The following is a 24,237-nucleotide window of genomic DNA, read 5'->3' on the forward strand; positions in this document are numbered from 1 at the left end:
ACCCCCGCCATGGCGGCCTTGCTGTGCTACGTGGCGCTTTTTATCATGCAGAACGTTTTCATGCAGCAGGTCTTTGTGTAAGACCTGCGGGACCGATCGTGCCCGGCCTTCCCCGGCCTTCCCGGCCGTGCCGGGCACGATGATCCTTCCTGCGGGCACGGGGATTCTTCCGGGGGCACGATCGTGATCCCGAAGTCATCCCCGAGGCAATTCTTCCAGAAGCCCCCGGATTTTTCGTTCCAGGAGATCCCTGGAAAAGTACCGGGTTGCAATATCCCTGTTCCGGCGGGCGCGGCGCTCCTGCTCCCCGGGGTTATCAAGCAGGGCCTCTACCTCCTCCACAGCAGCCTGGGTAAGATATCCCTCGATCGTAACCGCCTGGAACCCCAGGGGCTCGATATCCTCGCGATACACCGAGTAGCGATTTACCAAGAGAGGTTTCCCGAAAAAAACCGCCTCCACAAAGGCGTTGCCAAAACCCTCGTAGAGCGAGGGGTAGGTGACAAAGTCGGCCTGGACGTAGAGGTCCCAGAGGCTGTAGATCTTCTCCCCCTGCGCTGTGGTTCCCCGATCCAGGCCGATCCTGTCGGGTCGGAGCATCAGGGAAACCCCCAGTTGTTCGGCGTATTCGCAGATTCTCCTGGTATACTCGTCGCCTTCGTCGTATTCATGGTGGGGCACCACAAAGAGGGGGTTCCGGTGAGCCAGGCGCGCCGCCAGCTCCAGGGCGTGTTCTATTCCCTTGCGGGCGATGATCCTCGTGGGCTGAAGCAGCACAAGCTGATCCGGGCCGATCCCCAGGCTCTCGCGGAGATCGCTGTTGTATTCGTCCGGTCCGGGGGTGGGCAGAGAGAAGTCAAAGACGTTGGGGACCACCGGAGCCGTTACTCCCCGGCGCAGCCCCAACTGCCGCTGGGCCTCGCGGTTGATCACGGCGTGACGCAGCGAAGGCAGGTCTGGCGGGAAGGCCAGGTGCAGAAGATCCTGAACGGCGCTCACCCGAAATCGATCCCGTTCCCAGGCAAAGTCGTGGTGGTGAGCCACTGCGGGAATCCCCGTCTCGGCGATGAACTCAGTGATCGCCAGCCCCAGGGGAACATTCATGGGGATCGCCAGGGCGTTCTCGATCACCAGGAAGTCCGGGGCCAGGACCTCCCGAAAACGATAGAGTTCGTCCTTTAGTTCCCGGGCGATCCGCCAGAGAGCCTCCGTGGTTTCGGGGGTTCGGTGCTGGTTTTTGCCAAAGCACAGGCGTTGCAAGGATGCTATTTCGGGGTGGTCAAAGAAGGCCCGGGGCGTCACCCAGGAGATCTCCCGGGGAAGATCGCTGAGACCCGAGAAATAGACTGCCTCGATTCCCAGGGCTTGCAGAACCCGGGCCCACTTGGTTGTCTCCAGGGATACGCCATCGGTGCCGGCAAAGCGGGTCCCCACAAAGCCCGCCCGTTTCCAGGGGAATCTGTCTGTCATGGCTTCATTTCCTTTCGTAGTAGCCAGAGTGTTTCAAAGGGAGCCAGGGAAATCTCCCCGACACCGCTATCTATGGTGGTATCGATTTCCCTGCGGGAGATCAGATCTTGCCAGCCTGGGCCGTCCAGGCCCGCTTTCGGGGCCGCTGCCGAGCCCGCTGTCGGGGCCACTACGGGAGCCGAAAGAGCGAGCCGGGCCGGGAGCGCAACCTGCCGGGCCGATGTGTTGGTGAGACACAGAATCTGGCGATCCCCGGTGGAGCGTAGCAGACCGAAGACCTCCCGGGGAAGGTTGGTCAGAACTGTCTGGGGTGCCTCGGGAGAAAAAAGAGGTTCCTCCTTCCTCAGGGCAATCAGATGTTTCAGGGCTGAAAAAACCCTGTGACGGCGCGAGGAGGGATCTGCCAGATCTGCCTCGAGCCGGGAGAGGGAGAGTTTTTCCCTGTTGATGGCCCGGTTGTGGCCGCAGACCCGGGGGCCGTCGTCCCAGTTTTCCGAACCTATCAGGCTGTGTACATAGATCCCCGGGATTCCGGCCAGGGCCAGCATGATTGCGTGGGCAGAGATAAAGGCTCGAATCTGAAGCTCCCGGGGCAGCTCCGGATCGGCCAGGGCGCTGGCGTAGTTGATGTTGAGTTCGTAGGGGACCTCCCCCGAAGGGGTCGATTTCCATGAAACCAGACCTCCCCGGGCCTCGACCGTCCGCAGAAGCTCTGCCATCTCCCCGGCGGTGAGCCAGTCGGCGGCCGGGGTTACTCCGATCCCGTCGTGGGAAGCCAGAAAGTTGAGGAAGGTCCGCTGCTTTGAGGGTTCCGGGAGGGTCCTGGCCCACCTGGTGAGGTGCTCGGCCGTGCCCGCCGTGAAAGCCTGCAGGGTCAGGGGGGGCAGGGCAAAATTATAGACCAGGTGGGCCTCGTTCCGGCCGTTTCCGAAGTAACTGATATTCTCCTGGTGGGGGACGTTGGTCTCCGTGAGAAGCACCGTGTTCAGGGCCATATGATCAACCAGGGCCCGTATCAGCTGCACAGCCCGGTGCGTGCAGGGGTGGTGAATACAGGGTGTCCCGTCTTCTTTCCAGAGATAGGCGATCGCGTCCAGGCGGATCATGGAAGCACCCCGTTCCACGTAAAGCAGGAGGGTGTCGATGATCCGGACCATCACCTCGGGGTTGGCGTAGTTCAAATCGACCTGATCCTCGCTGAAGGTGGTCCAGACGTGAAGCGCTTCCTCCCCGGGGTTGCTCCCGGGTCGGGTAAAGGGGGTGAGCAAAGGGTGAACCCGGGGCCGAACCACCCGGGACGTATCATAGTCAGCCGGCCGGTGGAGGTAAAAGTTCTCGTACCGGGGATCGCCCCGGAGAAAACCCTGGAACCACTCGTGGGAGGCGCTGGTGTGGTTCAAAACCAGATCAAAGGCCAGCCGGAAGGTTTTGGCCAGCTCCTGGATCGGTTCCCAGCTCCCAAGATCGGGGTTCACCCGGGTGTAATCGCTCACGGAAAAGCCATCGTCCGAGGTATAGGGAAAGAAGGGAAGAATATGAATGCAGGAAATAATTCCCTGGAAATATTCCCGGGCAATATGAAGGAGCCCTTCCAGGGGGGATGCCTCGGGTTTCTCCGGGATCGATCCCGGTTCGGGAAGAAACTGATCCCCGTAGGTGATGAGCACAATATCCTCCCGGGAGAAGGGTACTTCCCCAGAGGAATCGGACCCGCTGGAACGTCGAGAGGCCCGGCGATCCAGAACCTCCTCGAGGCTGTCCAGAAAACGGGCTGACTCCCCGGGGAAAAGTGCTTCGGCCAGGGATCTCACGGTGGTGTTGTCTTTGATGTTCATGGGGTGCATCCTTCGCGGTCTCCCCGGGGGGGAGCGACAAGAGGTAATTTCATGATTGCCGATTATAGACTGCCTTCTCCTTGGGTGCAATTGATTTCTGAAAATTTCACCAAAGAGGAAATATTTCAGAAATCAATTGACATATCGGGGGAGGGGGCGTAGCATGGGGAGAGACGATCGAAGAGACCATTGGAACAGAGGAGGTTTTCATGAAACACACACGAAGAGCGGCTGCCCTGATGGCGCTGCTTGTCTTTGCTGCCACGGCAGCCTTTGCCGGAGGCTCCCGGGAGCAGGCACCGCAGGAGCGAACCATTACACTTTGGACCACCGAAGAGCAGCCCGCACGAATGGAGGCGCAGCAAGCCATTGCCCGGCGCTTTCAGGACGCCACGGGAATAGCTGTGGAGGTGGTTCCTGTCACGGAAAACATGATGGGCGAGCGGGCCACAGCGGCCTTTTCCGCAGGAGATTTGCCGGATCTCATCTACCATCCCCTGAACTTTACCTACAGCTGGGCCGATGCAGGCATTCTTGATACCCAGGCCGCCACGGAGGTGGTCGAGCGTCTGGGAGCCGATACCTACGGTGCGGGCGTGCTGAACCTGGTGGAGTTCGAGGGCGACTACGCTGCCGTTCCCGTGGACGGCTGGGCACAGCTGGTGGTCTACCGGGCTGATCTCTTTGCCGAAAAAGGACTGGAGCCGCCCACCTCCTACGATGCGATCCGTCGCGCCGTGACGGCTCTGCACGATCCGCCCCGCTTTTACGGTGTTGTGGCAGCCACAGACCCCAGTCAGGTCTACATGATGCAAGTTTTCGAGCACGTGGCCATGGCCAACGGGGTTGATATCGTCGATTCCCGGGGAAACGTCACCCTCAATACGCCCCAAATGCGGGAAGCCCTGGAGTTCTACAAGTTCCTGGCCGAGCACAGCCCTCCGGGAAACCTCTACTGGCAGCAGTCCCGCGAGCTCTACCACGATAACCGCACAGGCCTGATCATCTGGTCTCCCTTTATTCTGCACGGTCTGGCTGGTCTGCGCGATGGTGCTCCCGTTACCGGGTTTGGTGACGATCCCGCCACGGATGTTCTGGCAGGTCTCACCGGGTTTGCCACCAGCTTTGGTGGTCCTTCCAGCGCCGATGGTGCGGGCTGGGCCGATGTGCGGTACTTCGGGATCACCGTGGACGCCGATATTGAGGCTGCGCAGAAGTTTATCGAGTTTTCCATGAACGAGGCCTATACCGAAACCCTGGCGATCGCCGCCGTGGGGAAACACCCCGTGAGAATGGGCACGGTCGATGATCCCGAACGGTACGTCCGGGAGTGGGCCGAGCTGGAAGTGGGCGACGAGCGCCGCATGAAGCTCTCTGATATCTACGAACCCGATGTTATCATGGATATGCTCAGTGGCCTCGAACGGGGATCCCGCTGGGGCTACGAGCACGGCTACGGCTATCTCACGTCGCGGCTCTACGAGACCCGGGTTATCGCCGAGCTCTTGCGCGAGTACATCGACGGAGAGCGGTCGGTGGAAGAGACAATGCAGCTCATGCAGCAAGAGACGGAACGGCTGAAATAACAGGCCGGTGGACCGGTGCCGGATGTTCCGGGGGGGGAGGCCCCCCTCGGGATTTCCCGTGTCTGCCGGCAGGTCTTCCGATCATGACGAAAGAGGTTCGCCTGTGAATAAAAAAGCACATCTATTGAAAAGGTTCCGGTCCTTCCGGACCGGAACATCCCTGGAACAGAGCGAGGCCCGTCTGGCCTTCTTCATGCTCCTTCCGGCCTTCACCATCGTAGCCATGGTTATTTTGTTTCCCGTGGTGGCGAACTTCTGGATCAGTTTCAAGTCCGTGGGTCTCGGGGATCTGCGTCCTCCCTCGGCGGTGGTGCGCGAGCAGGTAACGCAGATGCCCGAGTCCGTCGGTGAGGAACTGCACCTGACCTATCGCATGAGAAACTCAAGCCGCACTGTTCCCATTCAGCAGGTGCGCATCGAAGCATCGCTTCCTCGGGGACTCTCGGTGGTGGAGCTTCCCCCGGGATGGGCCGTTCAGGAGGGGATCCTTCAGGCCGATCGGGGTCGCTGGGAGCAGGGATTCTCTGAGGATATCTCCTTCAGGTTTCGTGCCGGAGAGGATTTCTTCACCTCTCCCGTGGATTCCCGCAGGCCCACCAGCCCCGAGGCAACGGTTCGGGCCAGAAACCCCCTGATGAGCCTGAATTTTACCCTGGATAATTTCCGCTTTGTCATTACCGCCAGGGAGTTCTGGCGCACCCTGGGAGTGAGTTTTTTCTATCCCTTCATGGGAGCCCTGGGATCGATCCTCCTGGGAATCCTGTCAGCGCAATTGCTCAACCGCTCCTTTCGTGGTCAAGGGCTGCTGCGGGGGCTCTTTCTCTTTCCCTATGTGGCGCCGGTTATCGCCGTTGCCTTTGCCTGGGTCTTTTTCCTGGATCCCTTCAGTGGCACCGTGAACGCCCTGGCCCTGGAACTGGGAGCGTTCCGGGAACCGATCTCTTTCCTGAGCGAGCGGTCCTACCGGTTCTCGTTTCTTGGAATCTCCCTGCGGATACCCCTGGCCCTGGTGGTGGTGATTCTCTTTGACTCCTGGCGGTATTTTCCCTTTGCTTTCCTCTTTATTCTGGCACGGTTTCAGGCCATTCCCGACCAGATCTACGAGTCCGCCGATGTCGATGGAGCCGGGCCGTTCAGAAAGTTCTTCTCCATTACCCTTCCGCAGCTGCGCAGTGTGGTGGCCACGCTCTTTCTGCTTCGCTTCATGTGGACCTTCAACAAGTTCGACGATGTCTTCTTGCTCACAGGAGGAGCGGCAGGAACGCGAACGCTGCCGATTCAGGTCTACGACAACGCCTTCGGCAGGGCTGACATCGGAGCCGGCTCGGCGGCCTCGGTGATTCTCTTTGCGCTTCTGGCACTTTTTATGGCTGTATATTTTCGCACCCTCCGGGAGGTGGATGATGAGTAAGCACCTTTCTACACCCCTTTTGCAGCACCGGCCGGGCCCGCAGGGGCTTCTTGTTTCGGCCCTTTTGGGCGGGATTGTAACGGCTGTGACCCTCTCTCTCTGGGCGCTGGTGGCAACCCTGGGAAGCTCTCTGGTTTTCTCTCTCCCCCTGCTCCCTCTGGCGGCAGCTGGTATTCTCCCGGGGTGTGCCGTGGTTTTTATTCGCTGGCGTGTTCCCCGTGCCACGCCCTGGGCCAGCTGGATCGCGGGAGCTCTTCTGGGGGGGCCCTGGGTGCTGGCAGGCGGATTTCTTCCGGCCGGTCTTTCCCTCCAGGCAGCTCCTGCCCTGGCAGTTCAACAGATCGTTGCCTTTGCCCTGGCAGGGCGGCTCACGGCAGGAGTGCTCAGGGGCGTTCCTTCCCGGGGAATCAGGAAGGACCACCTTGAGACCGTTGCGGTCCGGTTGCTCCGAAGTGGCGGGTTGATTTTCTTTGTCTGGATCGTGGTCTTCCCCTTTCTTTTCATGGTCTCCTCCAGCCTGAAGAGCCGGGCCGACTATCTGCGGGATCCCATTAATCTGGGGGTGAACCTTCTGCAGTCGCCGGAGCAACTCTTTCACGGGTATATCCAGGTTCTGGGGCGGTTCAACTTCGGCAGGTATATTCTCAATAGCAGCCTTATTGCCGTTGCCACGGTCTTTGTTGCCCTGGTTCCGGCAATCCTCGGGGCCTATGCGGTCACGCGGTTGCGCTTCCCGGGCAGAACCCTCCTTTCCAAATCTATCTTGCTGATCTATATGTTTCCCGCCATTGTGCTGGTGATTCCCCTCTATAGTGTCTTTACCCAACTGGGGCTTCGGGATACCCGCTTTGGTCTCCTGATCGTCTACGCCGCCATGACCATCCCCGTGGCGCTCTATATGTTGCGCAGCTACTTCCAGTCGCTTCCGGCAGACCTGGAGGAGGCGGGGCTCATCGACGGCCTCACCCGGCTGGGAGTCATCTGGAGGATCACCATTCCCCTGAGTATGCCCGCTATCGCCTCGGTGGGGCTCTACGTGTTCATGATCGCCTGGAACGAGTTTCTCTTTGCCTTCATGTTCCTGGACACGCCGGAGATCTTCACCCTGAGCCGGGGCATGATCATGCTCGATGACCAGGAGGTTCCCCGGCAGTTCCTCATGGCGGGAGCAACGGTCATCACCGTTCCCATCATGATCCTCTTTTTCCGCTTCCAGCGGCTTCTGGTAGGAGGCCTCACCGCAGGAAGCGTGAAAGGATAGATGAAAACGGAAGAGACCTGGGGGAAGGTCAAGATCTTGTATACAAGTTATTGACCAAATCTCCCGGCTCTTTCATGATAGACACCATGAATGCAGCAGCTGCGCAGGCCCTGGGCGATCACGCCCGGCGGCAGATAACGGATCAGATACTTCCCTTCTGGCTCCCTCACTCGATCGACCGAACCCACGGCGGGTTTCTCTTTTGTCGTGACGAAGACGGCACCGTGATCGATACGGACAAACCCGTCTGGATCCATGGTCGCTTCGTCTGGCTCCTGTCGGTCCTCTACTGTGAAATGCAGCAGAACCCCCAATGGCTCGAAGCAGCCCGTCAGGGCCTCGACTTCCTCAACACCTTTGGCGTGGACCGGCGCGACGGAAACAGGGAAGGGCGGTTCTTCTTCCGCCTCGACCAGCGCGGCCGGGGACTGATCAAGCGCAAACGCTACCTCTTCTCGGAATGCTTCGCCGTGGCTGCCAACGCAGCCTTTTCGCGGGCCTCGGGCGAGGAACGCTACCTCGCCGAAGCCCTTCGGTGCCTGGCCACCATAGAGCGCTATCGCACCACCCCGGGGCTGCTGGAACCAAAAGTTGACCCCCAGGTACGACCCGTGAAAGGACTGGCCCTGCCCATGATCATGGTCTGGGTGCTCCAGGAGCTGCGCCTGGCCGACCCCCGGAACGCCCCGGACTACACCCGGCGGATAGACCGCGAAATCGACGAGATCCAGGGGTTTCTCTCCTTCGAACACTGTGCCGTGCTGGAAATCCTGGGAGCAAAAGGCGAAATCCTGGACCACTTCGAGGGCCGAACCCTGAACCCCGGCCACGCCCTGGAAGCAGCCTGGTTCATCCTGCGCGAAGCCTCCCTGACCGCCCCCGGCCCCCGTCGTGACGCCCTCATCCGCCAGGGACTCACCATGGCAGAGTGGATGTGGCAACGGGGATGGGACGATGAATACGGAGGATTCTTCTACTTCCGGGATCTCTTCGGGCGATCTGCCACGGAATACTGGCACGACATGAAATTCTGGTGGCCCCAGAACGAAGCAGCCCTGGCCGCCCTCTACGCCTGGAAGCTCTCGGGAGAACCCCGATGGTACGAACGATTCGCCCGGGTGCTCTCGTGGCAGGAAGAACACTTCATCGACCCCCTCCACGGAGAATGGTACGGATACCTCCACCGGGACGGTTCAATCTCGTCGCGGATCAAGGGTAATATGTTCAAAGGGCCCTTTCACATCCCCCGGATGTACCATGCCATAGCCACTGTAACAGGAGATCATCTGCGTGAGCCGGGATAACGATCTGGTCGAGCGAATATACCAGGACCTCCGGAACGGCATCGTCCAGGAAACGATCAAACCGGACCAGAAACTCTCGGAAACCACCCTCTCCAGGAGCTACAACTGCAGCCGGACACCCATCCGCGAAGCCTTCAAGCGGCTCCAGCACGAAGGCCTTCTCCTGACCATCCCCAAATCGGGAACCTACGTCCGCAAGGAAACCCCGGCCCAACTCGTGGAGATCGAACAAGTTCGCACCTATCTGGAAAAACTCGCCTTCCGCCTCGCCATAAAAACCATCACCCCCCGGGAGCTGGCCGAACAGGAAGAGCGGGTAGAGAAGATGCAGCACCTCCTGGACCAGCCCGCCTTCTCGCCCCGGGAATTCTCGGAAGTCCACTTCGCCTACCACCGGGGGCTCATAGTAGCCTCGCGAAACGACCTGCTCTGCCACACCTTTGACGGACTCAACCTCCGCTACTCAAACCTCTTTCAGGAAGGAGCCGGCACCAGCATGGACGTGGTCCGCACCTCCAACCGCGAACACGCCCTGATCATCGACGCGCTCCGGGCCGGGGACTGCTCCCTGGGCGAAGACCTGATCGAAACCCACCTGTGGAAACACAAGAAAATCAGGAACAAGTACCCCGTAGACCTCTGAAGGACCTCCCCGGGCAATCAGAGCCGCTCCCGGGCAATCCGGGAGACCCCGCAACATCCCAACCCCCGACAACCACCTGAAAAGGGGGGCTGCGCCCCCCTGTCTCCAGCCCGGCTGATCGCCCCGGCTTTCCCGGCTCTGTCGCCGCCGCCGGGCCGGGGCGGCCGGTCTTCCGCCACCCCCCCGGGAGGGCAAAAAACCCGAAAAACGGGCTTGACAATCTTGTATACTAGTTTAGAATAACTTGTATACAAGATTGAGGAGCGTACATGTCTGCACTTCCCGGCGGGATCATCCCCGCCCTGCTTACCCCGGTCGACTCCAGGGGAGATATCCTGAGGGATCACCTGGTCTCACTGCTGGAATACACCCTGGACTGCGGAGTCTCCGGTTTCTACGTTGGTGGCAGCACCGGCGAATGCTTTCTCATGTCCGTGAGTCAGCGCAAAGAGGTTCTGTCCATCGCCTCGGAAACCGTTTCAGGACGAGTCCCCCTGATCGCCCACATCGGGGCTCAAAACGTGGATGATTCTTTTTACCTGGCCGAGGAGGCTCACGCCCTGGGCTACAGCGCCATATCGGCGGTCACGCCCTACTACTACGGGTTTTCCTTTCAGGAAGTCTTCTCCTACTACCAGGAGCTCTGCCAGATTTCGCAACTTCCCATGGTGATGTATTTCATTCCCGCCCTGACGGGCAGAACCTTCACCAGCCAGGAGATCGCCAGACTCGCCGCCATTCCCGGGCTGGAGGGGATCAAGTTCACCGACGGAGACCTCTTCAAACTCGAACGGCTTCGCGGACAGTTGCCGGATTTTGTCATCTATAGCGGCTACGACGAACTGCTCCTGCCCAGCCTCAGCCTGGGTGTGAACGGTGCCATCGGAAGTACCTACAACGTCACGGCACCCCTGGTTATCGCCCTGTGGGAGTCCTTCCGGGAGGGCGATCTGGCCAGGGCAGGGCACCTTCAGAGGGAGCTCAACACCATTATAGAGATGCTGGTGGGAAATAATCTGTACCCCACCCTGAAAGATCTCCTGGCACGGCGGGGGTTGGGAGGGGGGCTCTGCCGGAGACCCTTCCTGCCACTCACAGCTTCCCAGAAGGAGGAATCAGCCCGAATCGATACCCATATCACCAGGGTCATTTCGTCCCTGGGATAAAGAACTGGATTGTTTCCTGGATGATCTGCCTCGGGCAAAGCCCGGGATCAGTCTCCCGGAATAGATACAATGTGAAGTACCATCAAGGAGGAGAAAAAATGAAACGGCTATTGGCAGCGAGCATAATCGGAATGGTTCTCGCAGCAGGACTCTTCGCGGGAGGAACAAAGGAAGCGGTCGAGGGGCAACCCCGGAACTTCAAGATGGGCCTTGTGGCGGGAACGGCCTCGATAGAGTACGAAGCAGCCAGCTTCTTTGCCGACCGGCTGGAAGTCCTGAGCGACGGAGCCATGACAGTGAGCCTCTTTCCTGGTTCGCAACTGGGGGACGACCGGGCCATGCTGGAGCAGGTCGCCGCAGGCGTGCTGGATTTTACCTTCGGCGAGACGGGCCGCATGGGATTGTGGGTTCCCTACGCTGAAATTTTCCAGTATCCCTTTGTCTTCGATTCCTTTGAGCATCTTCTGGCATCCCTTGCGACCCCCTTTGGAGAGAAGATGAACCAGGATTTCCGTGATCGGGGCTGGAGACTCCTGGCGAACGCCTATAACGGAACGCGCCAGACCTCGTCAAACCGGGCAATCAACAGCGTTTCCGACATGCGGAACCTCAAGTTGCGCGTGCCCAACGCCAAGGCAAACATGGCCTTTGCCCGTAACAGCGGAGCAGCTCCCACGCCCATGGCTTTCGGAGAGGTCTATTTGGCCCTGCGGACCAACGCCGTGGACGGCCAGGAGAACCCCCTTCCCGCAATCTACGCCATGAAGTTCTACGAAGTGCAGTCTCACATCGCCCTGACAGGCCATATCATCAACGATCAGAACTACATCATCAGCGAAACCCTCTGGCAAGCCCTCCCGGGCGGAGACCAGGAGATCATTCGCCAGGCCGCACAGGAAGCCGCCGAGCTCCACACCCGTCGCTTCGTGGAACAGGAAGAGACCATGCTCGCCTACTTTCAGGAGCAAGGCCTGACCATCACTCGTCCTGACCGCGAGGGCTTCCGCAGAGCCAACATGCCCCTCGTTCACGAGTACGAGAAGGACCACGGCTCCGAAGCAATGGACGCGATCAACAGCGTCCGGCCATAATTGCTCCCGGGTTCGGAATTCGAACAGCGACAATCACGATTCTGTTTCTGGCCGGGAGAGAGCTCCCGGCCAGCAGGGCAGAAAGACCCGAAAAGCTTGAAGGAAAGGTATGTATCCTACACTACGACGCGCCGAAGAGGCCCTGGCAGTTTTATTATTTTCCGTCATTTTGCTTCTGATTCTCTGGCAGATTATATCGCGCTACATCCTGGGAGTGCCCGTTCCCTGGACGGACGAACTCTCGCGGCTTCTCTTTGTGTATATGGGAGTTCTGGGTGCTCATCTGGCACAGCGGGACAAAATCCACGTGCGCATCGACATGATTCTTTCCCGCCTCGCGCCGGGAGCGTATCGAGTTGTGGAGATCCTCTTCAACCTGATCATACTGGCCTGCTGCATCTTCCTGATCCGGGAAGGAATGATTCTGGCAGCACGAAAGGCGGTCATCTACATGATAACTATCAACGTGAGTTCCTGGTTTCTCTTTATCCCCTTGGCAATCCTGGGGGCGCTGGTGTCCCTTGAGGTGGGCCTCCAGACCCGGGATCTCCTTCGCCAGACCAGCGGCGCCGGGGAGGCAGACCGATGCTGACCCTGATGTTCATCCTCTGGTTCGCCTTGCTCCTTCTGGGGTTTCACGTAGGCTATTCCCTGATTTTTATCTCCCTCTTTTACTTCTTTCTTTCCGGCACACCCCAGCTCATCGGCTTCGCCCTGGAACAGATGGTAGAGGGAGTGAACGACTTCATTCTCCTGGCGGTGCCCTTTTTTGTTCTTACGGGAAACTTGATGAACGGCGGGGGAATAACGGAACGAATCTTCACCTTCGCAAAAACTCTGGTGGGGCACCTCCAGGGTGGTATGGCTCACGTGAATATCTTTGCCAGCCTGATCTTCTCGGGCATGTCGGGCTCGGCCCTGGCCGATGCGGGAGGGCTGGGGCAGCTTGAGATAAAATCAATGCGTGACGAGGGCTACGACGACGGCTTTGCCGGTGGCGTCACGGCAGCCTCGTGCATCATTGGTCCCCTGGTTCCCCCCAGCACATCCCTCATTATCTACGCCGTGGTGGCAGATCAATCCATAGAGAGGCTCTTTATCGCAGGCTTCATTCCGGGAGTTCTCACAGCCCTCACCCTGATGATCATGTCCAGCGTTCTGGCGCGGCGCCGCAACTACCCTCGGGGAGAGCGCGCCTCGGTAGCAGAGATATGGGCCAGTTACAAGCGGGCCTTTTTTGCCCTTCTCACGCCGGTCATCATCCTGGCGGGGATCTTCTCGGGTGTCTTCACACCCACGGAAGCGGCCATTGCAGCCGCCACGTACTCACTCTTTATTGGGGCTCTGGTATACCGGGAACTCACCTGGAACAAACTCTTCCACATCATTCTGGACAGCGTCAAAACCACGGGAACCATCTTTCTGCTCGTCCTGGGCGTGAGCCTCTTCGGGTGGATCATCGCCCGGGAACAGATGCCCCTGCGGGTGGCCCAGGCTTTTCTCGCCTTCAGCGATAACCCCATCATTCTGCTTCTCTCCATAAACATTCTGCTCCTGGTTCTAGGAGCGATCATCGATGCCTTGCCGCTCCTTATCATTCTGGTGCCGGTCCTGCTCCCCACAGTGCTGGCTGCCGGGGTAGACCCCATTCACTTTGGCATCATCGTGGTCTTTAACCTGATGATCGGGATTCTGACTCCTCCCATGGGAACAGCCCTATTTGTGGTGAGCCGGGTGGGAAATATTCCCTTTCACGTCCTCACCCGGGGTGTCCTCCCCTTTCTGGTTCCTCTGGGAATTACCCTGCTTCTGCTGGTCTTTTTTCCCCAGATATCGCTCTTCTTGCCGGGGCTGTTGCGGTAACACCGGTGCCTTTGCACGGGGGGGCTTTACCCCTCCGTGCGAAATCCCCCCGAAGGGGCGCTCCCTTTTCCATCGGTGGCCTGGTAAATTCACCTGATCTTCACAGGAACTCCTCCTCTCCTCCACTCCCGGGGGGAATACTTACTCTGTACCTGACCGATAGAACCCCCGGGAACCTCGATGTGATGAGACATCGGCTGGACGACGGGACAGAAGGAGTGACATATGATGCGCTGGCGCCACACATCACGGGGACTGCCGATCTGCATTATCGCGATCCTGGGCATCGCGCCAATCCTCGGGGCAGAAGAGGTCTCGCGCACCCTCTCCTGCGTGCTTTCCGAAAGCCTTGCCAGCCCGAAAACGGCACAGGCTGAAGTAGAGTATGCCCGGGCAATCCTCTCCGCCCGGCGAGCACAGGAGCTTCCTGATATTTCCGTGACCCTCTCTCCCCTGGCGAAGATACAGGGAGATGACGATACCAGGGATCCCCAGAAAGCACGTATTACCTCCTCCATGAGTGTATCCCTGCCCTTTTCCATGACGCCGGAGCAAAACCTTCGTGCTGAAGCGGCCAGTGACCGCGTCTCCCTGGAACGCCTGCGCCTGGAAGAATCCCGACAGGAGGAACTCCTTCGGTTGATCAACCTCTACCATGGCGCGTACCTGGCGCAACAGGAAATTCAGGTGGCCTCCATGGAGCGTGAGCTTGCTCGTATCAGGCTCGATATTGAGCAATCACGGTTTGAGCGGGGCGAAATCAGGTTCATAGATTTTGAACGGGTCAGTACAAGCTATGTGGAGGCCCAAGCCTCTTTCATCAAGGCCGAAGGGATGCACCACGATCGAGTTCGTGCGTTGGCGGCAGCGAGCGGAATACGGGCAGAGGATCTGCTCCTGCTCCAGCCCCCCCCTCTGGTACATCCCGAGAATACCGGGGTTATTGATACACTGGCAGGAGATAACCCCGGCAGGGTTGATACAGGAGCTGTATCGTGGCGTATCGCTTCTCAAAGGGCCGAGCTTCAGGCGATAGAACGCGAAGTCCACCATCTTCCGTCATTAGCCCGATTTGCCCAGGCCCGTATCGGTTTTGACTATCAGGATCACTCGGCGTCGATCAGTCTCAATCCTGTCTCGCGTATTTTGAGTCTCGGTTACACCCCGGCAGGAATAACCCTGGTGGACGATGGACCGTCCCGAGGAGGGGGATCCTCCTCGGGGGGCGATTCTTCCGATTTTGACTGGAACCTGAATCTGAGCGTGAGCTTCAGTGTATCCCTGCCGCGAATCAGTTCGTATGATCGGGAAATTGCGGAACTATCCGCTGAATCTGCACGGTTGCGCCTTCTGGAGCTGGAACTCGAAGCCCTGGATCGGGAAAGAGAGTCTGTAAATGATCTGAGGCAGGCCCTGGATGATCAGAAAAACAGCGAGATCGCCCTGGCGCGGGCAAAGCTGAATCACGAGATAGTGGAAGTCCAAGCTGAGGCTGGCCGAAGCATTGCCGCTGATGTGATGGCTGCCGGGGTAGCTCTTGAACGGGCGACTTTGAATCTGCAAAGAGCACAGCTTCAGACCGACAGAATTTTGCTCTCTCTGGTGCCGAGTCTTGGGACCCACCTGCATAACACCCTCGAGGGGAGGATTGAAGGATGAACCGAAGGACCATCTTGCTTCTTGTCGCGGCGATCGCTCTTTTGGTCGTCTCTATTTCAATAGTCCGTCATTACTATCGGCCAGAGAGCACCGCCGAGAGCGATGAAGGGCAGGATTTTATCATAACCGGGCCAAGACTCGGAGTTGTGCGCCTTGGAATAGAATCGCCCGCCCTGGTAGAACCTTATCGACACCAGGTGATTCGCTCCCCCGGCCAGTCCCGTATCACCTTTGTCGGTGTCCTGGGTTCCTCCCGAAGCGAGGGAGATGTGCTGATTCGTTTTGAATCGTCCGAAGCACAGTCCCGGCTGGCTCGGGCAGAACTTGATTATCAGGAATCGGAGCTTGCCCTGTCTCGTGCAGATCGGAATCTTGAGCAAAGCCGGGTTGCCCTTCAGGCAGCCCGGGACCTTCACGCGGCAGGGGCGGCTTCCGGAGAAGAGGTCTCGAAATCAGAAGAGGCCATGGTGAATGCCGGGTATCATCGGCAACTCGCAGAACTATCGCTGGAAAAGAGCAGGCTCGATCTGGAACGTGCCCGGATGGATCTGGAGTCGACAATTATACGAGCCCCCTTCGATGGTCAAATACTGGAGGTATCGGTACAACCTGGCGATATCGTGGGGAGCAACACGGCGCTCATGACCTTTGGAGATGTCTCCCGTGTCCGGCTGGTGGCGGAAATGGATGAATATGATGCAGTGAGAATCGTGCGAAACCAGCGGGCCGAGGCACAGGCAGAGGCCTTGCGCTCTTCCGCATCCTCCACCCAGGCCTGGAGCGGACGAGTGGATACCATAAGCCCTGTTGCAAAAATTGTGAGCAACATCTCGGTTTTTACCGTGGGGGCAGTCTTTGATAATGAAGATCAGCTTTTGCGTCCGGGAATGAGTGCCGACCTCACGGTGATCGTGGCGCAAGACAGGGGACTGATCGTCCCGGCTGGATCGATCTCGACCGTTCGGGATCGAAGCTATCTTGATGTAATGAACTCCGAGGGTGAAATAGAGCCGCGAAGGGTCGTGACCGGAGCGAGTGACGGAGTCCAGACGGTGATTCTCGAGGGCATCGGAGAAGATGATCAGATAGTGGTTTACCAGGAATCATCACTCGACATTCTTGCCGGATCGCCCTCCGGAGCAGACCCGGGAAGTTCCTCCTTTATCCCGATTTCGGTTCCCGGTTCCTCGGGAGGATCATCGTCCTCACCGGCCTCCCCTGCAGGTGGCGGCGGTGGTGGAGGGGGGGGAGGCCGCTGATGATTGAACTTGAGAAGATCTCGAAAACCTACCGGATGGGTTCTTCCGAGGTGCTGGCCCTGAAGGAGGTGTCGCTCCTGATCGGATCGGGGGAGTTTGTCTCGATTATCGGGCCGAGCGGGTCGGGGAAAACCACCTTGATGAACATTATCGGTTGTCTCGACACACCTACATCGGGGCACTACCGTCTGGGGGGCGAGGCCGTGGAAACCCTTTCTGTCAACCGGACGGCGGCCCTGCGGAACGCCACAATTGGCTTTGTGTTTCAGAGCTTCAACCTCCTGCCGAAACTCAACGCTCTGGAAAACGTCGAGCTGCCGCTTGTCTACGCGGGCCTTCGAAAGAAAGAGCGTCGCCACCGGGCAACGGAGATGCTCGAAAGGGTAGGGCTTCTTGATCGGGCTCGTCACAGGCCGAATGAACTCTCGGGAGGCCAGCGGCAGCGCGTTGCTATTGCTCGTGCATTGTCCGTACATCCTGGCATGGTCCTGGCCGATGAGCCTACGGGTGCACTGGACAGCGTGACGGGGGAGGAAATCATGGGGTTGTTCGAGGAGCTTCACCGGGACGGCGTCACGATCATACTGGTTACCCATGAGAAAAATCTTGCCCTGCGGGCCCGGAGAATGCTCAGTCTCCATGATGGCGATGTGGTGGAAGATAGTGCCACGGCCTTCGTTCAGGAGCAGGAGCAGGAGCAGGAGAGGGATCGGTCGTGAAAGGGATAACCCAGTGGGAAAACACCCGTATTTCCGTGCTCAGCATCGCCGGTTCTCCGGTTCGCTCGGCCCTGACAGCCCTGGGGGTAATGATCGGCGTTGCAGCGGTGATCGTCCTGGTTGCTCTGGGACAGGGAGCCCAGGCGCAGGTGGAAAAGAGCCTGCAATCTCTGGGGTCCAATCTGCTCATCGTCTATTCCGGTGAGCAGCGTGGAGCGGCTCTGGTCAGGACGAACACCGCAAATATCCGTCCAACCCTGACTCAGGACGATCTTGCAATGATCCGTTCACTGCCGCCCGATCTCGTTGCCTTGAGCACTCCCGCATCGACAGCGAACGTACAACTGAAGTTCGAGAACCGTAACGTCGCGGCCACGGCGATCGGGACCGGTCCCGAGTACCCGGAAATACGGAACTTCAGGCCGATCTATGGAGAGTTTTTCCGTTACGACCACCTGGAGAACCGCGCCCCGGTGGTAGTCCTTGGTGCCCAGGTCTACCGGGATCTCTTTCACCAGGGTCACGACCCGCTGGGTGAAGCGGTGCGTATTAATGGCGTGGCCTATCGTGTCATCGGGGTAATGGAGGAAAAGGGGAACGCCGCCCAGGATTCCTCGGTGATCGTTCCCGTGACCACCTTCCAGCGAAGAATAAGCGGAGGATCAAACTATGCGATGATCAACGTTCAGGCTGCCTCCACGGATGTAATGAGAGAGGTTCAGGCGCTCATTGAGCAGGGAATACTGCGCCTTCACCGGCTGCCCTCGATGGATCACGCCGATTTTTACGTTGCAAATCAGCTGGACCTTCTTTCGACGGTGGCCGGTGTTGCCGGAACATTTACTCTCTTGCTGGCAGGAATCGCGGCGATCAGTCTGTTGGTAGGAGGCGTGGGAATCATGAATATCATGCTGGTTTCAGTAACCGAGAGAACGCGGGAAATCGGGGTCAGGATGGCCCTGGGCGCTCGGCCCCGGGACATCATCTTCCAGTTCCTGACCGAGGCCGTCGTCCTTTCCGTAGCTGGCGGAATCGCGGGGATCGCCATAGGTCTGGCCGGTTCCTGGGTCGCAGTCCATCTTGGCAGAACCCCTGCGAACGTACACATTCTCTCGGTTGTGGCGTCCTTTGGGGTGTCGGTCATGATCGGTCTGTTTTTTGGTGGATACCCCGCGTGGCGGGCGTCAAAACTCGATCCTATAGAGGCATTGCGTTATGAATAACTGGAAAAGAGGTGCCAGGTGGATCCCTTGTTCGGGTCCCGGGTGTGGACAACGAGTGATCTCCATACTCTGTCTGGTCTTGCTTGTTTCTCCGGCCCTTGCGGCACAGCGCCGTGTCGACGACGCGGCACTTCGCACGGCCCGTGAAGAGACCGAGATAATTCTCGATCTTGGACGCTTGCTCGGTTTTGTCCATCGCATGACCCAGGAATCGCCTGAACTTGACTTCGAATCTGATCAGGCGCGGGAGATGCTGGAAATTCTGGAGGAGATTCGAGGGACCCCGCGTATGACGCCGACCCGGGCGCGCACGATGATACAGCGGATAGAAGATACGATACTCACTGCCGCCCAGTTGGCCTACACCGATCGGCTCTGGATCAATGCCCAGAGGAATGACCAGAGGAACACCCAGAACAGCCGTGCCGAATCGGCCTCATCGGGGCAAGAGTCTGCCTCAGCGTCGAGGGCTGGTCCTGGCTCTTCCTCTCGCCAGGGGACCTCGACAGAAGATGGTGCCCCGGCGGGCTCGCTGGCTTCGTATGCTGCGGGGGGGCCGTACAACCCCATGACCGAAACGGGGCGGAGGCACGCCGAAGATTTCGAAGCGTTATACGCCTATCTCCAGACGAAACGTGTCGGGAGGTGACACTCCCCGTGCCGTGCCGTGCCGTGCCGTGCCGTGCCGTGCCGTGCCATGCCATGCCGTGTCGTGTCGTGTCACCCGGCCCGGGGCGGCCTACTGAGCCGTCACGGTCACGGTGAGGTTTTCTGTGTATTCTCCGCTGGTGGCGTCCCGGACATCGCCGATCTCGAAGTATAGTTCGTAGCGGTCTCCTGCGATGGAAGTCGGAGAACCTGATCCGATCTCGGCATGGCCCGAAGAAAGATCCCTGATAAGGCCATTCACGCGCATCGTGTACGGAATAGCCTCTCCCCTCGTCACGGCACTCCCCGGTGTGGCTCCCTCAAGGACCAGAAACCCCGAGTTTGGCGAGGTCACGCTCAGGCGGTAGTTGATATCGGTCACCACCACCAGATCAACCTCCTCGGAACGACCCTGCTGGAGTTCTCCAAAATCCAGATGGGCAACATCGGAAAGCGGATCAAAGGGTTGGCCGCGTCCAACCACGGATAGCCGTACCACCGGAGGAACAGTTACCACGATATGGAGGGGTTCTTCTTCCAGGGAGGGGGTTGTGGCGGGTATTCCCCGGTAAAGACGCGTCTGGACCGTGTCGGTATATGTTCCGGCAGGGGGAAACTGACCCTGGGGAATCCGTACCACCAGGGGAAAGGGTTCCTCCTGATTCCCCCGGAACTCGTGATAGATCAGATGGCGCTGCCCTGCAGGTCCATCAAGGTCGGTGAGAACCCGGTCGTCAGCCTCGGGGTCCAGAAGCTGATACTCCAGGGCCGCACCTCCGGGGCCGGTGAGTCGGCGCTGGCTGAAGGAGGCTGAGCCCCCCGCAGAGAAACCGATACCGAACTCAACATTACGGCCGGAGACGATAATATCCCCGGTGATGTTGTTTCCCAGGTATTGATCGTAGACTGCGGTGATCGTGCCGGGCGGCGCTCCGAAGGAGGGGCCCTGCGAGGCCTGGCCAAAGAGGAGGCCTGGCCCGAGGACCATGAGGGAGGCTGCTGCTATCAGGTATATCGATGGGAATGTCTGTTTCATCTCTTTTCTCCTTGAAGCCGAAGATCCTCCAGGATAACCAGCGGCCCTGGAGCCTGGGGAACTTCCATGATCACCCGGCGACCGGTTCCGTCCCGGAGGGTGATCCGGTATTGTCCGGGAAGAAGACCATAGACCTCGAAGGTCCCCTGGTCATCGGTGAAGGAACTCCCTCCCGGGGGCATGTCCTGATCTTCGTCGGGAAGATCAAAGAGGGGGTCCACGGTGAATCCTCTATAGACTGCGGGGTGCCCCTGGTCATCCACAAGCCGGCCCCGCACATAGAGGCGCTGAAGCGCCACGATCGTTATGGCCGTACCGGTTCTGTAGCCCGGCGCAAGAATAAACTGGGTGTGTCCCAGGGTTTGGTCCGCCGGCAGGCCCGGCAGCTCCACGCTGATCGGGGTCCGGCTTCCCGGCATCAGGTTCGGGACAAAGGCGGCACCCAACCGCCCCGATGTGCGAGGAAGCGCTCCTCCCCGGGTTCTGACAGCCAGGGGTGTCCCGGAAAGATCCCTGTGGGGCCGAACCAGGGCAAAGGAAGAGCGCCCGGGGGCACCGACTGCGGCCACGCCATCGGCAAGGTACAGACCTGTGCCGAACTGAAGAGAACGATTGCTGCTCTGAACGCTCTGGTCTGCCAGGGAGTCTCCCTCGGAGAAAGTGATTCCGCCGCCTGCTCGCAACTCAAAACGGGAGCTGGCTGCGCTGGCCGTAGCGGAGATTCCTCCCAGCGTTCCCTCTTCGGGATCGATGGAGTTAGCCCGGCCTCCCGCCGAGAGCCGCACCGTCCCGGGACGACCTGCGGTGCCGCTTAGATCGACCGTTGATTCTCGCGCATCAAAGGTTGCGTTGCCGCTCAGATTTCGCTGAACTGCCCGGGACGAGAGGGTTATCCTGAGCCCCCATTGCTCTTCGGGATCCCTGGTGTCCACCGTCCCGGTGATGTGAAGCCCCAGGCGCGGACCCAGGTTGCGTGCCAGTGTTGCAAAAAGCAGGGACGTTTCGGAGGAATCCCCATGGAAGGTCCGATACTGGTGTCCCAGGGAGATGCCCACCTCGCCGGGCAGGGTATGAGAGAGGGAGCTTGAGACCTGCCAGGCCTGAGATGAGCCGGTATTCTGTGATCCCGGCTGGATATAGTCTTGCTGCCGGTAATCCAGGGACGTTGATAGCAGGGGAAGCCAGGACCGCCCCGGAAGCACAAGACGGTATCCCGCCTGGATGGCCCAGCCGGTTTTCCGGTCATCCTCCATGGAGCCGTAGGCGGCCAGCAAGGCCTCCCCGAAGGGAGTGGCACCCACTATCTCGGTACCTGCCTGCGTTCCCCGGGTGGAACCATCGGCCAGGATACCCGCCGTGAAGGTCTCTCCAAAACCGTAGCGGAAAAAGCCCGAACCGGCGGGACGTTCCGGGTCGTCCTCCTCGACCCCCAAAGCAAGGGCATAGCTGAAAGCTCCCCGATTCAGGAGCCCCCCGGCGTGAGGGACAATAAGTTCGATCGTTTCAACCTCGCCGCTGTTGCGGGTGTATTCTATACGCGCTGTATTGACCCCTGCTGCAAGAGGAAGATCTCGCAACTCGTACTGACCCATGGAGACGGGGAAGGACCGGATGCGACGATCGTTCAGATACACATCGATCGTTCCCGCCTCATCCACTGTCAGGGGTCGGCTCAGCAGGGCCGGCAGCAGGGATCGGCTTGTGTCAGCCTCCAGATTGTCGAAGGAAACTCCCGAAAGTTGCATCGGGGCCTGAAGTCCCCGCAGATACTGGGCAAATTGCCCCGCCTGGAAGCGATAGCCCCGGTCCTCCTGGAACCAGACAAGGCGGGTGTTTTCGGTCTCCGCCTCGGGCATTCCCTGGTCCTCCTCAAGGTTGGGCCAGTCCAGGCGGAGATCGCTTTCCAGGGTCCAGCCGGAACGGGTGATCCCGGGAGAGAAGCGCAGGGAGAGAGACGAGACGCTCTCGCCGTCCCGAACGCTGCTGGACCGGTACTGGCTCCAGAGCGGTATGCCCAGGGCAAAGCGGGCGTTCTCGGCTTTGACATAGCCCGGAAGCTGGCGCGGTTGATGCAGTGAAAGCGATTGCGGTTCCAGGGCGGTCAGGGGAACCCGTAGTTCCACCGTCAACTGGTGACGGTCAAAGCGAAGATCAAGCCCTCGTGTCCGGATATCCCCCGCAGAGAGCCAGCCTGTCCCGGCGGCTTCTGAAAGGTTCTCCAGGGTCTGGTCATCGAGGTAGACCGCCAGAGCCGAAAGGATCTTTGGTGCCTGGAGTGCTACCAGGTCCATGGAATGACTGACCCGGGCCACTACTACCAACTGGTTGGTACTTCCTCCGGCGACAACCCTGAGAGAAAGCGGAATTTTCACCAGATGATCCATAGTTTCACCCTCCCCGGGAGCTTGGGAAAAAACCGGGACGGTCATGGGGCCTGAAACAGGAGAAAAAGGGACAAGAAACCCCAGAACCATGACGAGACGGGGGAGCCGCCCCGGACGTCTCGGTGTGGTTCCGGAAATCATCCTAGTCAATAAGCCGTACGTTATAGTCCACATAGAAAGTCCCCTTGGCCCACAGGTCGGGCAAGGGAAGAACCTCTTCCAGGGTTCTTCCTGCCAGAAGGTTCCGGCCCGCCAGAATCGGGAGCTGAGCTCCCTGAAAGACCTCTTCGGCAATCATCTTTTCGCCGTCGAAAAGACGCAGATGTATGGAAAGATCGCCCAGGATTCCGTGGGTGGCACCGCGATTTTCAAACCTTACCAGAACGCCCTGGAACGATCCGTTTTGGTACCACCTCTCGGCTCCCGCAAGAATAACATCAGGAGAGAACCTGCCAGGCCGAACATAAACGCTTCCCTCGTACCGAAAAAGCACGTTGATCCCGGACTGGCGGTCGCCACCGGAGATATCAACCGGCAACTGCTCGGCAATTATCCTGAAGGCCTGCTCACGCTCTATTCCCCCAGGACCGGTATACTGGACCCGCACGGCCTGGGTCTGGCCGGGAGCGAGCACCATCCGTGAGGGAAAGACCACCCACTTATCGGAGGCGTCTTCCCGAACCTCTTTTCCCCGGGCATTGTGATCCCGGGTGGTCATGCGGACCTGAACAGCAATCTCCCGCTCCTGGGTGTTGGTTACCCGATACGTATGGAGCCTCCCCGCCTGGGAGGTTGTAAAGACCTGCGTCAGCGGTTCCAGCGAAAGAGCCCGCAGTGAAGGGGCTATTGGAAAAAGAATCATCGCCCCCAGGGCGATGATTCGAAGTGACCGTGCAACAGAACCCATAACATGCCTCCAGTCCGGGATATCGTTCGTCAACCTTTCTGATCGTATCGTTCTTTCCGGTCGTATCTTTTTCAGCACCAACCCTGACAACCTTAGTTCGCCGTGATAGTGAAGATCAAATCATCGTCATACTCGCCATCACCCAGATCGGGATCGTAGACAAAGTTGACTCCCAGACGGCGGTCTGTGCCAGGACCCACGGACTTCTCATTTGCCCGGTCCGTGACAAGGGCAGCACCCTCGCTCAGATCCCAGGTAACACCATCGTAGGTAACGGTGTAGGGAAGAACCTCCGACGAATCATCCCTGTTCACCAGGCGCCCTTCCTGTACCGACGCCAGGGTGACCTGGTATCCGGCCCGAACGTTGGACCATTCCGTAATGGTGGCCACTTCCACATCGTCGGCATCGGCCAGCATATCCACTTCAAAATCGGGAACGCTCGCCGTGATCACCACCCGGGGAGCCACACGGCCGTAGAGCCGTATCTCGACGCTGTCACTGGTCTGAAGCTGTGCAAAAGCTGTCGTTCCCGCCGTTACCATAATCGCTGCAACCAAAAAACCTTTTTTCATTTTCCTACCCTCCATAGTTGGTATTTCAAACCGTTTCAGTAATATATAAGCAAGAGCCGTGCCAAATATTCTCCAAAAACGGAGGAAAGGGGAAAAGATTTTTCCGAAGCGGGGGCGGGGAGTTTTTTATTTTCTTTTAATACAAGGAAATATATTGGATTTTCCCGCATTCAAGCAGGGAAAATTTTGAGATGTGG

20 protein-coding genes are annotated in these 24,237 nt (G+C 59.0%); 14 read left to right on the top strand and 6 right to left on the bottom strand.

Annotation, left to right across the window (positions count from 1 at the left end; translation table 11 throughout):
* Positions 1-195: 195 nt before the first annotated feature.
* Positions 196-1,470 carry a glycosyltransferase family 4 protein gene (locus BW950_RS12585; protein WP_076489665.1) on the bottom strand — a complete coding sequence of 425 codons (1,275 nt, stop codon included), beginning with the start codon at positions 1,468-1,470 and terminating at the stop codon, positions 196-198.
* Positions 1,467-3,305 carry a sugar phosphorylase gene (locus BW950_RS12590; protein WP_076489666.1) on the bottom strand — a complete coding sequence of 613 codons (1,839 nt, stop codon included), beginning with the start codon at positions 3,303-3,305 and terminating at the stop codon, positions 1,467-1,469. The genes BW950_RS12585 and BW950_RS12590 overlap by 4 nt, the downstream gene beginning before the upstream one ends.
* Positions 3,306-3,514: 209 nt before the next feature.
* On the opposite strand from BW950_RS12590, the gene BW950_RS12595 reads away from it, so the two are divergent.
* The 14 genes from BW950_RS12595 (at position 3,515) to BW950_RS12660 (ending at position 19,139) form a co-directional block, all read left to right on the top strand.
* Positions 3,515-4,891: an ABC transporter substrate-binding protein gene (locus BW950_RS12595; protein WP_076489667.1), complete on the top strand. Its 1,377-nt coding sequence runs from the start codon at positions 3,515-3,517 to the stop codon at positions 4,889-4,891.
* A 103-nt stretch (positions 4,892-4,994) separates the two neighbouring features.
* Positions 4,995-6,302 (top strand): carbohydrate ABC transporter permease, encoded by a 1,308-nt coding sequence (locus tag BW950_RS12600; protein WP_200796833.1) that lies wholly within the window; start codon positions 4,995-4,997, stop codon positions 6,300-6,302.
* The gene (locus tag BW950_RS12605; protein ID WP_076489669.1) at positions 6,295-7,563 is read left to right on the top strand and encodes a carbohydrate ABC transporter permease; all 1,269 of its coding nucleotides are present in this window, start codon (positions 6,295-6,297) and stop codon (positions 7,561-7,563) included. The genes BW950_RS12600 and BW950_RS12605 overlap by 8 nt, the downstream gene beginning before the upstream one ends.
* An 86-nt stretch (positions 7,564-7,649) precedes the next feature.
* A complete protein-coding gene (locus BW950_RS12610; RefSeq protein ID WP_076489670.1) occupies positions 7,650-8,867 on the top strand; it encodes an AGE family epimerase/isomerase in 1,218 nt (405 codons plus the stop codon).
* A complete protein-coding gene (locus tag BW950_RS12615; RefSeq protein ID WP_076489671.1) occupies positions 8,854-9,510 on the top strand; it encodes a GntR family transcriptional regulator in 657 nt (218 codons plus the stop codon). Before BW950_RS12610 ends, BW950_RS12615 begins: the two co-directional genes overlap by 14 nt.
* Positions 9,511-9,779: 269 nt before the next feature.
* The gene (locus tag BW950_RS12620) at positions 9,780-10,676 is read left to right on the top strand and encodes an N-acetylneuraminate lyase (RefSeq protein WP_076489672.1); all 897 of its coding nucleotides are present in this window, start codon (positions 9,780-9,782) and stop codon (positions 10,674-10,676) included.
* A gap of 98 nt (positions 10,677-10,774) precedes the next feature.
* Positions 10,775-11,767 (top strand): sialic acid TRAP transporter substrate-binding protein SiaP, encoded by a 993-nt coding sequence (locus BW950_RS12625; protein ID WP_076489673.1) that lies wholly within the window; start codon positions 10,775-10,777, stop codon positions 11,765-11,767.
* Positions 11,768-11,876: 109 nt separating this feature from the next.
* A complete protein-coding gene (locus BW950_RS12630; protein ID WP_076489674.1) occupies positions 11,877-12,359 on the top strand; it encodes a TRAP transporter small permease in 483 nt (160 codons plus the stop codon).
* Entirely contained in the window at positions 12,353-13,630 is a 1,278-nt protein-coding gene (locus BW950_RS12635) for a TRAP transporter large permease (protein ID WP_076489675.1), read from the top strand. Before BW950_RS12630 ends, BW950_RS12635 begins: the two co-directional genes overlap by 7 nt.
* A gap of 225 nt (positions 13,631-13,855) precedes the next feature.
* Positions 13,856-15,289: a TolC family protein gene (locus BW950_RS12640; protein ID WP_076489676.1), complete on the top strand. Its 1,434-nt coding sequence runs from the start codon at positions 13,856-13,858 to the stop codon at positions 15,287-15,289.
* A complete protein-coding gene (locus BW950_RS12645) occupies positions 15,286-16,548 on the top strand; it encodes an efflux RND transporter periplasmic adaptor subunit (protein WP_076489677.1) in 1,263 nt (420 codons plus the stop codon). Before BW950_RS12640 ends, BW950_RS12645 begins: the two co-directional genes overlap by 4 nt.
* Entirely contained in the window at positions 16,548-17,267 is a 720-nt protein-coding gene (locus BW950_RS12650) for an ABC transporter ATP-binding protein (RefSeq protein ID WP_076489678.1), read from the top strand. The genes BW950_RS12645 and BW950_RS12650 overlap by 1 nt, the downstream gene beginning before the upstream one ends.
* Positions 17,264-18,490, top strand: coding sequence for an ABC transporter permease (locus tag BW950_RS12655; RefSeq protein WP_076489679.1), 1,227 nt, complete (start codon positions 17,264-17,266; stop codon positions 18,488-18,490). Before BW950_RS12650 ends, BW950_RS12655 begins: the two co-directional genes overlap by 4 nt.
* Positions 18,491-18,545: 55 nt before the next feature.
* Entirely contained in the window at positions 18,546-19,139 is a 594-nt protein-coding gene (locus tag BW950_RS12660) for a hypothetical protein (protein ID WP_076489680.1), read from the top strand.
* A 90-nt stretch (positions 19,140-19,229) separates the two neighbouring features.
* On the opposite strand, the gene BW950_RS12665 is transcribed toward BW950_RS12660, so the two are convergent.
* The 4 genes from BW950_RS12665 to BW950_RS12680 form a co-directional block, all read right to left on the bottom strand.
* Positions 19,230-20,174 carry a spore coat protein U domain-containing protein gene (locus BW950_RS12665; protein ID WP_076489681.1) on the bottom strand — a complete coding sequence of 315 codons (945 nt, stop codon included), beginning with the start codon at positions 20,172-20,174 and terminating at the stop codon, positions 19,230-19,232.
* A complete protein-coding gene (locus tag BW950_RS12670; RefSeq protein ID WP_143559241.1) occupies positions 20,171-22,558 on the bottom strand; it encodes a fimbria/pilus outer membrane usher protein in 2,388 nt (795 codons plus the stop codon). The genes BW950_RS12665 and BW950_RS12670 overlap by 4 nt, the downstream gene beginning before the upstream one ends.
* A 142-nt stretch (positions 22,559-22,700) precedes the next feature.
* Positions 22,701-23,465, bottom strand: a complete 765-nt coding sequence (locus tag BW950_RS12675; protein ID WP_076489683.1) for a fimbrial biogenesis chaperone — start codon at positions 23,463-23,465, stop codon at positions 22,701-22,703.
* A gap of 92 nt (positions 23,466-23,557) precedes the next feature.
* Positions 23,558-24,040, bottom strand: coding sequence for a hypothetical protein (locus BW950_RS12680; protein WP_076489684.1), 483 nt, complete (start codon positions 24,038-24,040; stop codon positions 23,558-23,560).
* Positions 24,041-24,237 lie beyond the last annotated feature (197 nt).

The sequence above is a fragment of the Alkalispirochaeta americana genome, from assembly GCF_900156105.1.
GTDB classification, from domain to species: domain Bacteria; phylum Spirochaetota; class Spirochaetia; order DSM-27196; family Alkalispirochaetaceae; genus Alkalispirochaeta; species Alkalispirochaeta americana.